Source organism: Bacteroidia bacterium (assembly GCA_023228875.1).
In the GTDB taxonomy this organism is placed as follows: Bacteria; Bacteroidota; Bacteroidia; order NS11-12g; family UBA955; genus JALOAG01.
Map to the genome: position 1 here is coordinate 1 of JALOAG010000002.1, position 14,727 is coordinate 14,727.

11 protein-coding genes are annotated in these 14,727 nt (G+C 37.0%); 3 read left to right on the plus strand and 8 right to left on the minus strand.

Annotated elements, in window-relative coordinates:
* The 4 genes from M0R38_03035 to M0R38_03050 all read right to left on the minus strand — a co-directional run.
* Window positions 1-1,479 (minus strand): hypothetical protein (locus M0R38_03035; GenBank protein ID MCK9480720.1); only part of this gene is annotated, 1,479 nt, incomplete at its 3' end.
* A gap of 141 nt (window positions 1,480-1,620) precedes the next feature.
* Window positions 1,621-2,157, minus strand: coding sequence for a dCTP deaminase (gene dcd, locus M0R38_03040; protein MCK9480721.1), 537 nt, complete (start codon window positions 2,155-2,157; stop codon window positions 1,621-1,623).
* Between the two features lie 82 nt (window positions 2,158-2,239).
* A complete protein-coding gene (locus M0R38_03045; protein MCK9480722.1) occupies window positions 2,240-2,848 on the minus strand; it encodes a fumarylacetoacetate hydrolase family protein in 609 nt (202 codons plus the stop codon).
* Window positions 2,849-2,868: 20 nt separating this feature from the next.
* Window positions 2,869-4,983 carry a SurA N-terminal domain-containing protein gene (locus tag M0R38_03050; protein ID MCK9480723.1) on the minus strand — a complete coding sequence of 705 codons (2,115 nt, stop codon included), beginning with the start codon at window positions 4,981-4,983 and terminating at the stop codon, window positions 2,869-2,871.
* A 136-nt stretch (window positions 4,984-5,119) separates the two neighbouring features.
* On the opposite strand from M0R38_03050, the gene M0R38_03055 reads away from it, so the two are divergent.
* The 3 genes from M0R38_03055 to M0R38_03065 all read left to right on the plus strand — a co-directional run bounded on the left by M0R38_03055 (window position 5,120) and on the right by M0R38_03065 (window position 9,999).
* Window positions 5,120-5,686: a hypothetical protein gene (locus M0R38_03055; GenBank protein ID MCK9480724.1), complete on the plus strand. Its 567-nt coding sequence runs from the start codon at window positions 5,120-5,122 to the stop codon at window positions 5,684-5,686.
* 24 nt (window positions 5,687-5,710) lie between these two features.
* Window positions 5,711-8,188: a primosomal protein N' gene (priA, locus tag M0R38_03060; protein MCK9480725.1), complete on the plus strand. Its 2,478-nt coding sequence runs from the start codon at window positions 5,711-5,713 to the stop codon at window positions 8,186-8,188.
* A gap of 74 nt (window positions 8,189-8,262) precedes the next feature.
* Window positions 8,263-9,999 (plus strand): DUF885 domain-containing protein, encoded by a 1,737-nt coding sequence (locus tag M0R38_03065; protein MCK9480726.1) that lies wholly within the window; start codon window positions 8,263-8,265, stop codon window positions 9,997-9,999.
* Between the two features lie 14 nt (window positions 10,000-10,013).
* Here the strand turns inward: M0R38_03065 and M0R38_03070 are convergent, their stop codons facing one another.
* The 4 genes from M0R38_03070 to ndk all read right to left on the minus strand — a co-directional run bounded on the left by M0R38_03070 (window position 10,014) and on the right by ndk (window position 14,534).
* Entirely contained in the window at window positions 10,014-11,153 is a 1,140-nt protein-coding gene (locus tag M0R38_03070) for a cystathionine gamma-synthase (protein MCK9480727.1), read from the minus strand.
* Between the two features lie 73 nt (window positions 11,154-11,226).
* Window positions 11,227-12,498 carry a metallophosphoesterase gene (locus tag M0R38_03075; GenBank protein MCK9480728.1) on the minus strand — a complete coding sequence of 424 codons (1,272 nt, stop codon included), beginning with the start codon at window positions 12,496-12,498 and terminating at the stop codon, window positions 11,227-11,229.
* Window positions 12,498-14,099: a S41 family peptidase gene (locus M0R38_03080; GenBank protein ID MCK9480729.1), complete on the minus strand. Its 1,602-nt coding sequence runs from the start codon at window positions 14,097-14,099 to the stop codon at window positions 12,498-12,500. The genes M0R38_03075 and M0R38_03080 overlap by 1 nt, the downstream gene beginning before the upstream one ends.
* 15 nt (window positions 14,100-14,114) lie before the next feature.
* Window positions 14,115-14,534 carry a nucleoside-diphosphate kinase gene (ndk, locus tag M0R38_03085; protein MCK9480730.1) on the minus strand — a complete coding sequence of 140 codons (420 nt, stop codon included), beginning with the start codon at window positions 14,532-14,534 and terminating at the stop codon, window positions 14,115-14,117.
* Between the last annotated feature and the right edge of the window lie 193 nt (window positions 14,535-14,727).

Below are 14,727 nucleotides of genomic sequence, written 5' to 3' on the forward strand. Positions count from 1 at the left end.
ATTGGTCGAGTCCCTGATAGTCCATTCGTGCTGATAGGTACCTTTATACCAGAAAGTATCTTCTGGCACACTTTCAAGTTTCCATTTACCGCAATCACCCTCGATGAGTTTACGTTCTGCATAAGCTCTTCGTTTGACCTTGACAGAATAACCTCGAGATGTAAGCGCGTTTCTCGGACAGGCTTTGTCTCTGGCTGTTACAGTGAAAAGATACGGAGCCTCCCGACCATCCCCAACTTTGGTTTGCCAACATATTTCAACTTCCCTGACGGCAGTTAATACACCATTTTGGAAAGTAAAATAGGGTGTCCCGACTGTAAAAGAAGCACCGGGCAATCCATTATTCCATGATAAATCGATGGTGTCTTTCCAGGGTTGGGTGCCACTGCTGCCGGAAAATTCCTCGTCTTCGGCAATAACTGTCATACAAATCTTATCTCCTTCACATACAGTGGGGTTCTGAATCTCTTTGAGCATAGGAGGGTTGTTGTTTCCGCACGTTACGACTCGTAATTGTAAATCTCTTTTGGTGTACCCGATATGCAACCATTCTGAAGCTGTCGAATCCAAACGGAATTGATCAATCTTAATACATAAAATGCCACATTCTTCGCAATCAACGGGATTAAAAGAAAGGTCTCCGGTCTCAGGGTCAAAACAAATTCCTTCGGTTGTTCTTGTTTTGCTACCCGGGCGGCATGCACAAGGTGTGGTTTTTCTGCAATAGCCTGTCATGGGCCAAGTTGGAGAAAAAGGGCTTTTATATGAAACACTTACACCGGATGAAGCCTGAGACATAACCAAAGAAAAGGAAAGAGAGTCTCCATCAATATCAACAACACCATTGTTGAAATAAAACTCTTGGTTACAGCATAAATACCCAATGGGTGGGTTTCTTAAATCAGGACTGTCATCACAAGTTTTTTTTACGGAGTTCTTTATATTGCAAATATCAATTTCTGCATCAGTCATATAATCGCCTGGAATAATGGTTGTGATATATCCATTTCTGCAACATTCTCCAAATGACATTTTAAATCTACAACACCCCTCATCAATCATTTTCTTTAAATTTCCACTGCCAAAATCTATGATACCGGTATATAAATGTTCTTCTGTACCATCACCACTTGTTGTGTTAGGTGGGTTACAAGGGTTTTTTACATCAGCACAACTTGGTGTAATATCACGCATCGAAACGTTGGGTAATGTGATACTATATGATGTGCTGGCACTACCTCGAGTACAAGAAAAGGAAATAGTTTTACTACCTGAAAATGGAACACCTCTACAATCGCGGTAAAAAGCCAATGTAACTTCAAATTTCAGGTTTCCTATACACTTCCATGTTATATCGGAACCCATTACGTGGGAGGCTTTGAGGTCTTTGGTAGGTATAAAAATGAAGGATAATAGTGATAGAGTAATCACTATGGATTTACAAAGTTGAATTGGATTAGTAGTAAATATTTTTTTCATATTTGATTTGTAATGAATGTTGGGTGTTTATATGTATGACACAAATTTTAACTTAAATGTTGCCTCGTTAATTAAATTTTTCTTTTCTATGGATTAAGCGATTTGTAATGAATGCTTTCACTTGATAATAAATAATAAACATTACCATGAGTTTTTCCACATCATGCTTTCAACGGGTCGTGAACTTCTTTCATTGTATTTTGCGCTCTGCTTACTATGATAGGGGTTTATTATATTGCCTTGAACTGCAAAATAAATGAGTTGTCCGATCGGCATACCTGAATACACTCTAACAGGGATTGCAGTAGTGATTTCAAGCGTCCATTTATTGCAGAATCCTACATCGCCTTTGCCGGCAGTTGCATGAATATTAATCCCCAACCTTCCGGTACTAGATTTACCTTCTAAAAAGGGCACATGTTTGTGAGTCTCAGTATATTCTTCAATAACACCTAAGTAAAGTGTGTTGGGTTGTAACACAAACCCTGACTCAGGAATTTCAAAGTGTTCAATTTCATTATGCAGCCTCGCGTCAATAACTCTGTCTTTATATGTTGCAAGGTGTTTGCCCAAATGGACATCATAGCTGTTACTCCCTAAACATTCCCTGTTAAATGGCTCAATTAATATGTTGCCTCTCTCTATTTCTGCTAAAATTTCTCCGTCACTAAGTATCATCTTTTGTAGTTCTTATGGATTTCAATCTATTTCTACAAAATAAGGTGTTTTGCATTAATCTACCAAATGGATTTAATGCAGTTTATTTTACTTTAATTTCTAAGAGTTTTGTTTGTGAAATTGATCCTGTAAGGGTATCGCCATTATTGATTTTTCCTACTCCTGCAGGAGTACCGGTGTAAACGATGTCGCCAATCTTCAGGGTGTAGAACTGTGAAATATATGAAATGATTTCATCTACACTGAATATCATGGCTGAAGTATTGCCGGATTGAACGGTTTGTCCGTTTATGTCTAATGAAAAATCGATGTTTTGAATTTCATTGTCGCCTAAATGAATCCATTTGCCAATTCCGGCAGCGTTGTCAAATCCTTTAGAAATTTCCCAAGGCAGTCCTTTGTCCTTCAAAGATTTCTGGATATCACGAGCTGTGAAGTCTATACCCACTGTTATTTGATCATAATATCTGTGAGCAAATTTCTTGCTGATTCCTTTGCCAGTTTTGCAAATACGCACCACTACTTCTGCTTCATAATGGATGTCTTTTGAAAAAGTGGGGATAAAGAAAGGCTGCCCTATGCGTAATAAGGCGGTCTCGGGTTTAAGAAATATGACAGGCTCTTCCGGAATGTCATTACCTAACTCTTTTGCGTGAGGAGCATAGTTCCGACCTATACAAAATATTTTCACACTATAATAGTGTTGTTAAATTAGAAATATTTATATCGGTTATCTTGGATATTCGCTAGAGTTTTGAGAGAGTTTACAATCTTAGTTTCCAAGATTTGAATTGTATTCATGTTAACCATGTCTTTTCTGCTAGCTAAATCATCCGGTATTTCGGGATTAGATTCTTCTGTAACAAAAACTAAATAACAACCGTTTTCGCCTCTGATAGGAGTGCTGATGACATTGTGTTTTATTCCTAACACAGCACCTTGAACAGAAGGTTCGTTTCTGCCTGCATCAAACGAAGTTGACTTCATTGTGATGTTCGTAAAATCATGAGCCACTGTTCCAACGTTAATCGCAGTTTGAACCATATTTGTATTGCCTTCTTTTGCCTTGATAAGTTTAGCTTCTAACAATTCAAATTTCTTTTCTTTGATTACGTCTTCAATAACTTGATTTTTAACATCTTCAAAAGAACCGATTCCTTTCTTTGTTATTTTAGCTAAATGAACAACAATCTGTCTATTGTCAATTGAGAATACTTCTGAGATGTCATTGACTTTTCTGTCTTCATCAAAAGCCCATTTAATGATATCTTTAGAATCATCAATACCGGGTATTTCGCTACCTGTAGGGAGTACGTGTTCCGCAATTCTCTTTGCATATCCACCTTCTTCAACCGCACTTTCAAAAGCACCTTCTTTACCTTCTGATAATTTTGAACGGAATTGACTTGCTTTTGCATAAACTTCATTAATTGTATTCATGGAAGGCTCAAATGTTTTGAAAATCTCGTAAACCATAAAGTTTTCTTGGTTCGGATTTTCAAGTATATGTATAAGTAAAATGCCATTCTGAGTTCCTTTAATAATATAATCTCCCTTTTTAGCTTTCTTAACGTCTTCCACTACCATCGGATCAATAGTTTCTTCATAATTCCATGGAATATACCCATCTTGATCTCCTTGAACAAAATACCCTTTTTCGTGTGCAGATTTGATTACATCTGCAAATGGCGTAACTTTCATGTACTCAAGAAATGCGCGTCCTTCTGCCACCACTTTTAATGAATCTTCCGTGGTTGACCATGTCCTAGGTAATGTAATAGACTCATATTTGTATTTCTTTCTTGTACCTTCTTTTCTTTCTGCAAGTTTGGCAATGACATAAGTATTGTCAACGATAAAAGGACCAAGTACAGCACCAACCTGAGCATTTAATAATTGTTGATCTAATGGTTTAATAAAGTGTCCAAGTTCTTTGTAATTCGGATTTACTTCTCCATCGGAGTTTTCAGCGGCAAAAGCCGAGTCATTGGTTGATTCCGCAAATCCTTTCATCAACTCTGTAATTTGGTCTCTCACTTCCAATGAATCATAAGATGAAGGAGTGATATTCCAAGATACATATTCTAAGTCACGGCTTTCTTCTTGTTTGTATTTGTCTTTGTTTTTATTGTAGTATGATTGCAAGTCTTCTTCTGTATATTTGACTTCATCGTTAGAAACGCTTGTTAATTGTAATCCAACTACACTGCCGGAAACCCCTTTAGACTGTGCAAGAAAATCTTGCAGAACATCAAAGTTTGTGGTGTTGATTCCTTTTAGAATGATGTCTGAATATTTGTCTCCTTGAATAGATGATACTACCGCATCTTTCAAGCTGTTAAAAAAGAGTTGCGCTTCAGGATTCGTTTTGTAAACTTGGTTATACCAGTTTCTTACATTCGCAGATGAAAATTCTCCTTTTTCATTAGTAAAGTATTGTCTAACATATTGATTAGGGTTGTCACCAAATAATTGCTCTTTCAATTCTTCATTACTTGCTTCAATTCCTAATTTTTGGTATTCTTGTTCAACAACATACTTCCTGAATAAATCGTCCCAAGCGTTTGTTGCCGCTTGTTTTCTGTCCTCATCTGTCATTCCTTCGCCTTGCTTGCTTTGAGCAATATTGTTTTCTCTAAGTTTCAAACCGCTTTCGTATTCGGAGTAATGAACTTCTATGCCATTTATTTCGCCAATCACAGGGTCTTGGTTTCCGCCACCTCTTTGAAATGATTGAATAAAATCAGTCAACACGAATAAAAGTAATGCAACAAGGATTACTACAAATACCCAACCTGATTTTCTTAACTTATTAATTATAGCCATATCTCTTTATTTAAAGGAGTCGCAAAATAATTTCTTTTAAACTAAAAAAGCAACACAAACTTTGACGATGATTTTGTTTTATTTTATTAGTACATTTTTTTTTTGAGCTTAATTTTGCAAACACGGATTACTTACTATGCACGACATAGAACCATACTACAATTGGCTGCATTTATATAAAGCACAGCATGATGAATATTCACCATTCTATCAAAGAGAATACAGCGAATTGTATTTTACAAACTCTGTATATGACCATTTTATTCACCCGCAATGGGATGAGTTTGGCTCTCATACACTTTATATCAAAATATTATACGTTGATTATGATACAGGTTATTGTATTATCGAAATGATAGGGGAATGGAATGATTGTATTCACAATGATATCATGACCCTGAAACGCGAAATTATTGATGTGTTATTCAATTATGGTGTAAGTAAATTTATAATGATTGGAGAACATGTTTTAAATTTTCATTCATCAGACGACTCATATTATGAAGAATGGTATCAAGATGCTGAGGCTGGATGGATTGTGTTTCTTAATTTTAGGGAACATGCATTAAATGAATTCAAGTCTGAACATATTGACTATTATGTTCACTTTGGCGGTGAATTAGATGATTTTGAATGGCGTAAATACACGCCTTCTGTCTTGTTTTACAAAATTAATGAGATTGTTACTCATAGATTGGGTTAATTAAATCTTATTTTCGCACTCCCCATGCAGTTTGATTTTGATGACAGCGCAAATGTTGCTTATGCAGAAGTCATTTTGCCATTGCCTCTTGCAGGAACTTTTTCATACAGGATAAGCAGAGAAATGCAAGACTATGCTAAGGTCGGGGCGCGAGTACTTGTTCCATTCGGTAAAGGAAAAATTTACACAGGAATTATATTCTGTTTCCATAGTAACACACCCGGGAATTTCCATGTTCATTATATTCAGGAATTGATTGACAAAGAAGAGGTATTGGTTACTCAGTCTCAGATCAATAATTGGCAATGGGCTGCTGAATATTATATGTCTCCAATTGGCGAAGTGATGAATGTTGCTATGCCTGCAGGGTTGAATTTTCACAGTTTAACTTTTGTAGAAATTAATCCTGAGATTTATTGGCAGGATGAAAACTTGAGCAAAGAGGAAGAACATTTGCTGACAATAATTGAAAGTCATAAAAAGATTTCAATCAAAGATTTAGAGCTTGAGTTACGGTCAAGAAGTTCGCTTCTAAAACAAATTCAACGATTGTATGCGCGTGATTTAATTGTGCTGTCAGATGAAGTTAAACAAAAGTACATTCCTAAAACCGAAACCTATGTAGTTTTAGCAGAGAGTCTTAGAAATGAAGAATATGCTCGAACACAAATTGATATTTTATATAAAAAAGCACGCAAACAATATGAGTTGTTGATGACTTTGATGGGACAACCGCAAAGACAAGCGCTCAAGTCCTTATTGGAAAATGAAAAAGGTTTTTCATCAACTATAATCAAATCATTGGTAGCCAAAAATCTTTGTGTCATTGAAAAAAGAAAAGTAAGTAGAATAGATAAACAAAATACCACAGCATCTACTCTGCCGGCTTTAGTTGATTTTCAGCAACAAGCATTGCATGAGATTGAGCAACATTGGAATTCAAAGTCGGTTGTATTACTAAAGGCACCTACTTCAGGAGGCAAGACACTCATCTATTCACATTTAATCAAGAAAGCATTATCAGAAAACAAACAGATTTTGATGTTGATTCCGGAAATTGCACTCACCCAACAACTCGTACAAAGATTAAAAACATACTTTCCCAATAATCTTTATGTAACACATTCAAAATACGACACAAATGCGCGTACAGAAGTTTGGTTAAAGGTGAGGTCAGGTGAGCCGCTGCTTGTGATCGGTCCACGCTCCGCTGCATTATTGCCATTCCAAAACCTGGGGTTAGTCATTGTGGATGAGGAGCATGAAAGTACGTTTAAACAGTTTGATAAAATGCCACGTTTTCACGGACGTGATTTTGCTATTAAATTAGCCTTTGATATGAAAGCAAAAGTGCTGTTAGGCTCTGCCACTCCTTCTGTTGAGTCTGCATATATGGCTAAACAAGGTAAATGGGCTTGGGTAAGCTATGATAAAAAGTTTGATCATGTCGAACCTGTTGAAATAGAAATCGCAAACCTTTCTTCGAGTGTTAAACAACAGGGTAAAAAAAGTTTTATTACGGATGCGCTTGATAGTAAAATCAGAGAAGCAATTAAAGCAAAAAAACAGATATTGGTTTTTCAGAATAGGAAAGGCTATGTGCCGGTGATTGAGTGTGGTAAATGCGGTTGGGTTCCTCGCTGTGTTTCATGTGACATTGCTTTGACTTACTATAAATATAGCAATGATTTGCGTTGCCATTATTGTGGATACACACAACCCTCAGTTACTAAATGTGAAGCATGTGGAAGTAATGACATGCGAATCTGGGGCTTTGGTACAGAAAGAATTGAAGAGGAAATTAAATTGCGTTATCCTGATTTGAGAGTAAAGCGTTTTGACCAAGATTCTGCCAAAAGGAAGGGGGCGCATGAAAAAATATTGGCAGAGTTTGAAGAGGGAGAAATTGATGTTTTAGTAGGTACGCAACTCTTAGTCAAAGGTATTGATTTTGGCAATGTAGGTCTGTGTGTGGTCATTAGCGCAGATCAAATGCTTAATATTCCTGACTTTAGAGCCGGTGAAAGGACTTTTCAAATGCTTGTTCAGCTTGCGGGAAGAGCCGGCAGACGTGATGGAATGGGTGCGATGTTAATTCAAACCGGACAGCCCTTGAATCCGGTTCTCGGGTTCGTAAAGCAATATGATTATGAAGGGCTTTATCATCAGGAAATTGAAGCCCGTCAACAACTTTATTATCCACCTTTTGTTCGGCTTGTTAGAATTACAATCCAGCATAAAGACAACACTGTTGTTGTAGCTGCCGCAGAACAATATGTAGCAATGCTTAAAACAAATTTAGGGAATCGTGTGTTGGGTCCCGAACAGCCCTATATTTCAAGAATTAAAAACTATTATTTACGTAATGTCCTTGTGAAATTTGATATCCGGCATGACCCTATTGCTAAAATGAAAAAGTGGATGATGGATATGGAGAGACAATTAACGGAAATAGACACTTTTAAAGCAGTAAGAGTGGTTTTTGACGTTGACCCTCAGTAAAAACCTTCATTTTCTTTTATCATTTTTGATTTGTTCAGGAACTCAATTAGTTTTGTCAATAAAATCTTTCTGATATGAATAAATTGTTTACCGTTCTCTTTTTATCAATAATTACGGCTTGCATACAGCGTGAGAAACCTCAAAATGAAATTGAAATGAATCTCGAATTTGATAAATATACAAATACATTTATAGAACAGTTTTGGAATTATTACCCCGATTGGGCTACTAATGTGGGGTATCATCAAAATGATTCCGTCTTGCTTGTTCCTACAGAAACAACAAGAGGTTTGCAAGAACAGTTCGCAAAAGAGCAATTGTCTATTCTTCATAATTACCAACTGACAACGCTGACTGATGCACAGAAGATTGATTATCATTTGATAGAGAATCAGTTAAATAGAATTTTGTGGCAACTTAATGAGGAAAAGTCTTTCCAATGGGATCCCTCTCAATATAATGTCAGTGGTCTGATCGCATTTATGCTCTCTGAAAATTATGCACCTTTGGAGAAACGCTTACGATATATACAAGCAAGAATGCAAAATATTCCCTCTTATTACAAGGCTGCTCTAGAGAATTTACTGAATCCGGTTGAAGTACTGAGAATCTTGGCTATTCAACAAAATACGGGTGGGATTGCTGTATTTGAAGAAGACTTAAAGGATTCTATCCTTGCATCAGGATTATCTGAGTTAGAGAAGAATGAGATGTTGCAAAGCGTCAAATTGTCTGTTGAGTCCATTCGTGGTTATATTGATTTCTTGACAAAGCTTTCAAATCCAACTCCGCGTGATTTTAGATTAGGGAAAGAGTTATATGATAAGAAGTTTGGGTTCGATATTCAATCAATCTATACGGCAGAACAGGTGTATGACTCTGCTCAATTGCGTAAAGAGTTTTTGCATAATGAAATGTATAAGATTACGCAAAAGTTATGGACTAAGTATTTTGGAAATCAACCCATCCCTGAGAATCATTTGCTGGCAATTAGAAGAATGATAGACACGCTGTCTCTTAACCATGTAACCCCTTCAACATATCAACAAACGATTGCATCTCAGTTGCCTGATTTAGTTGATTTTATAAAGAAAAAGAATTTGCTGTTTATTGATGAAACTAAACCTTTAGTTGTGAGAAAAGAACCTGCCTACATGGCGGGTGTTTCAATTGCATCTATCAGCGCACCGGGTCCGTATGATAAAACGGGTAATACTTATTACAATGTTGGAAACATTGAAAATTGGACTGCTGAACGGGCTGAAAGCCACTTGAGAGAATACAACCACTATATTTTACAAATATTGAATATTCATGAAGCTATTCCGGGACATTACACTCAGTTGGTGTATGCCAATCAAAATCCGAGTCTTGTAAAGAGTATCTTTAGTAATGGCACTATGATAGAAGGTTGGGCGGTTTATACTGAGCAAATGATGCTTGAAAACGGCTATGGAAATAATGAGTTAGAAATGTGGCTGATGTGGTATAAGTGGCATTTGCGAACTGTTTGTAATACTATTTTGGATTATAGTGTACATGTGAAAGGAATGACAGAGCAAGATGCAATGCATTTACTTATGAATGAAGCCTTCCAGCAAGAAGCAGAAGCGCATGGGAAATGGGTGAGAGTATGCGTTACCAGCGTACAGCTTATGAGCTACTATACAGGTTACAAGGAGATTTGTGAATTACGCGAAACGCTAAAACGCAAAAACGATCAACACTTTGATTTGAAATCCTTTCATGAGAATTTCTTGAGCTATGGTAATGCTCCTGTAAAGTATATTAGAGAAATGATGTTAAAGTAAGGTGCGCGCTATGTTTATCCTAAGGCTTGGGTTAAATCATCTTTTAAGTCCTCTACGTTTTCAATTCCAATGCTTAAACGGATTAATGAATCTCTGAGTCCTGCTTTTTCTCTTTCTTCTTTTGGGATAGAAGCGTGAGTCATTGTGGCGGGATGTCCTGCAAGAGATTCAACACCGCCAAGAGATTCGGCAAGGGTGAAGATTTTTAATGAACTTAAGAATTGTTGCGCAGCCTGAATGGAATCATCTTTTAATTCAAATGATAACATACCTCCAAAACCTTTCATTTGTTGTTTCGCAATCTCATGACCGGGATGTGAAACTAAACCGGGATAATACACTTTATCTACTTTGGGATGGTTTGTTAGAAAAGTTGCAATTGTTGCAGCATTTGAGCAGTGTCTGTCCATTCTCACGTGCATCGTTTTAATTCCCCTGATTGCCAAGAAGCAATCCATAGGTCCGGAAACACCACCACATGAATTTTGAATAAAGCTTAATTTTTCAAATAATTCTGCACTGTTGCCGCATATAGCTCCCATGACCACATCACTGTGTCCGCCAATGTATTTTGTTGCTGAGTGAACAACCAAATCCGCTCCCAAATTCAGTGGGTTTTGCAAATAAGGAGAGGCGAAGGTGTTATCAACTGCCAGCATGATGTTGTGCGTTTTTGCAATAGCTGCAATTGTTTTCAAGTCAACAATCCTAAGCAGTGGGTTAGTGGGTGTCTCTGCCCAAATTAGTTTTGTGTTTTGATTGATTGTGGAAGCTACATTGTCAGGATTAGACATGTCCACAAAGTGAAATTTGATTCCAAAGTCTTGATACATTTTAGTGAAAATCCTGTACGTACCACCATACAAATCATTTGAAGCAATCACTTCGTCATTTGGTTTTAATAGTTTGGCAACCGAATCAGTAGCAGCCATTCCGGATGCAAAAACCAATCCCCATGCAGCATTTTCTAAAGCTGCAAGATTGTCTTGCAACACGGTTCTGGTTGGATTGTGTGTGCGAGAATATTCGTAACCTTTATGCACACCCGGAGCAGATTGAGCATAAGTAGAAGTTTGGTAAATAGGTGTCATGATTGCTCCTGTGCTTGGATCCGCATGGACACCTGCGTGTATAGTCTTGGTTTCAAATTTCATGGGCGCAAAGATAGCGAGATGGAATAACAAAAATCACAAAAAATGGCTTTGTATATCCTGAATAATGCTGAGTTTAAACTGTTTTTGAATGTAATGTAAACAATGTGATTTCAGGGTTTATTCCCAATCTGCCGGGATAGCCAAGATAGCCAAACCCTCTGTTCACATATAGATACTGACCATCTTCATGATAAAGTCCTGCCCATTCGGGATATACGTATTTTACCGGACTCCATTTGAATCCATGTGTCTCTATTCCAAATTGAAATCCATGTGTGTGCCCTGAAAGAGTGAGTTTGATATTTTTGCTTGTCTTGAGCACTTCTGCACGCCAATGACTTGGGTCGTGTGATAGCAGGATTTGAAATGCAGAATTGTGAGAAGTTGCTAATGCCTCGTCAAGTTTTCCGTATTTAGGAAAGTTTGGTTTTGCACTCCAATTCTCAACACCTATAATTTCAATATGTTCTCCTTCCTTTTCCAGCCTAATACTGCGGTTGTTTAGCATTTGCCAACCCATTTCAGCTTGGATTTGCTTTAGCCTAACGAGGTTTGCTTCTTTAGCGTCAACTGATTGCCAATGTATATAGTCACCGTAATCATGATTGCCTAATATAGAGTAAATACCGAAAGGTGCAGAAAGGGTGCTGAATAAATCCTTCCAATTGTCCATCTCGTCAGACTTGCTGTTCACTAGGTCGCCTGTAAATAGGATTAAATCTGCATTGAGGTTTTTGATTTTTTCAATACCTTCGATAACTGCATCTCTATCCCAAAAACTGCCGGCATGGATATCGGAGATTTGAACAATCTTAATCCCATCAAAGGACTTTGGCAGAGTCGCAAAATCCAGTTTTACATTTCTTACTTTATAATCATGTGCCCCTTTCAATATTCCATAAGTAAGACCGGCAAAAGGCAGCGAACCCAATCCAATTCCTGTAATTGAAATAAATTTTCTGCGACTATGAAATAACTGCTCTGATTCTTTGTGCGAGAAGAGACCGACTATCCATTCAAAGAACCTGAATATATCTTCAAGAAATAAAGGTACAGCAATTACCAATTTTGAAAAAATCAATATAAAACCAAAAGCTTGTATGACACCAAAGACCGGATTGCCTGTTTGTTCAACATGGAAAAAAGGACGCAAAATCACCAGAATGACAAAGAAAATACTGACTGACCAATAGGTGTAGAAAATGATGCTTTTTGTTCGTGATGACAAGTCGCGGATAAGTGTTTTGAACGCTTGCCAGGCATATAAGTCTAAAAGGAAAATTGTAACCGCTAATAATGAGAAAAAAAGTATTGAATTGAATTTGGACACGATGCTTTGAAACATTATTTCTTTTGTAATTTTTGGAACTCTTTGTCGTAAGCCATTAATGCAAGCTGAATGCGTATGTTCAATCCTTCTTCTTGATTGATAACCTGTTGGTAGCCTTCTTCGCCAAAGCATATTCTTGCAATGTAAGCCTTAATATATTTGCGTATTAAATTCTCTCCAAATGCATTGATTTTTAAATTCTTGTATTTTGGATTTGCATTAATATACTTACTGATATTGTTAAAAATTGTGGAGTTAATTTTGTAGTTATGCGCAAAACTAAGGGCAGAATGATATTTGCCATTAACCTTGTAAATTTCTTGGCGCATATGGTCTAACACAAAAACATCCAATATGCCGGAAGTAAAGATGCCTCCTAAGTGAAACTCAAACTTGTCTGATTCGTTAAGAGTATCCGTAATCACTAAATCAGGACTAATGCCTCCACCGGCTCTTAGTGTTCTGTTTAGCTTGGTGCTGTAATAAATTTGTTCTGTACTGTCAATGTCTGTAATGTCTTTTCTTCGATAAATTTCTTGTCTATAGGCTTCAACATCTTTAGTATATGGTTTTTGAATGCTTCTGCCCGAAGGTGTGTAATACCGAGCAACAGTGAGCCTTAGGGAAGAGCCGTCAGGTAGGCGATAAGGCTCTTGCACAAGCCCTTTGCCAAATGTCCTGGCACCTATGATAAAGGCTCTGTCATTATCTTGAAGCGCACCGGTTAGAATTTCACTTGCTGAAGCTGTGCTTCTGTTTGTAATCACAAGGATACGGCCGGTTTTAAAAATCCCGTTACCACTTGCTTTATATGCTTCTTTTCTGCGTTTTCGTCCTTGTGTAAATGTAATTAAATCGCCTTTTTCAAGTAATTCATTGGCAATTTTAATTGCTTCACGCAACAAACCTCCACCATTATTTCTAAGGTCTATCACAAGGTTTTTCATGCCTGCTTTTTGAAGTTTAATCAAAGCATCTTTAAACTCTGTATGCGTTGTGGCACTAAAGGATTTGATTTTAATTATACCCGTATATTTATCAATCAAATAAAATGCATCCACACTTCTCAAAGGAACAGAACCCCGTCTGATTTGTGATTCAATAATCTTATTATTCCTTTTTCTATATATCTTGATTTTAGCAATAGAGCCGGCTTCTCCGGAAATTGCTTCAATAATTTTTTCGTTTTTTGCATTTTCACCGGTCAGACTATGTCCGTCCGCTTCAATGATTCTATCCCCTTCATTTAATCCTGCCATGAATGCAGGACCTTTGAGATAGGTTTTTGTAATAACTGCGGTGTCTTGATAGATTATGTATTCAACTCCAATCCCTTGGTAATTACCCTTGACTTTTCGTTCTGTATATTCAACTAATGCTGCTGGAACAAATGTGGTGTGAGGGTCTAATTGTGATAACATCCCTTTGATAGCATCTTCTTCTAATTCTTGAGGATAGGGCTGATCAACATAGTCGTTTTGAACGATGTCAAGAATTTGGTAAATGCGACTCTTGGTTGGTGGTTTTAGAAAAAAACCGACTACTATTCCTGCTATTAATAACAACGAATAAATAGTCGGTTGTAAGAATGACCTTTTATTAAAAAAGCGAGTCACTGTTTTTCAAGGTTGTTAAAACCTTTCAAATTTGCTAAAAAATATGTTCCCTTCAATTTCTGCATTTTCATCGCTGTCTGAACCGTGGATTGCATTTGCATCGATAGATTGTGCAAATTTATTGCGGATGGTTCCCGGAGCAGCCTTTTTAGGGTCTGTGTTGCCGATCAATTCTCTAAAATCGTTCACTGCATTTTCTTTTTGAAGGATAGCTGCTACAATACTACCGGATGTCATAAAATTTACAAGGTCGTTAAAGAATGGACGCTCTTTGTGAATTGCATAAAACATCTCAGCATGTTCCTTACTTAGGCGAGTATATTTCATTGCTTTAATGGTAAATCCTGCATTGAGGATTTGGTCTAAAATCTTGCCTGTGTGTCCGTTTGTTACTGCGTCAGGCTTAATCATTGTGAATGTTTCGTTGGTTGTCATTGATCTTTATTTCTAAGCTGGCGCAAAGTTATGTTCTTTATCGCTTTTTATTCTATTTCATTTGTATTGATAGTCAAATTTTTATCGACTTATTGCCATATTCAAACTTTTTCAAAGCAAAGATAATTTATACATAAGTTAGTGTGATTAATCCATAAGAGGATATGTGATTGGATTTCAATTTGTTTTTCAA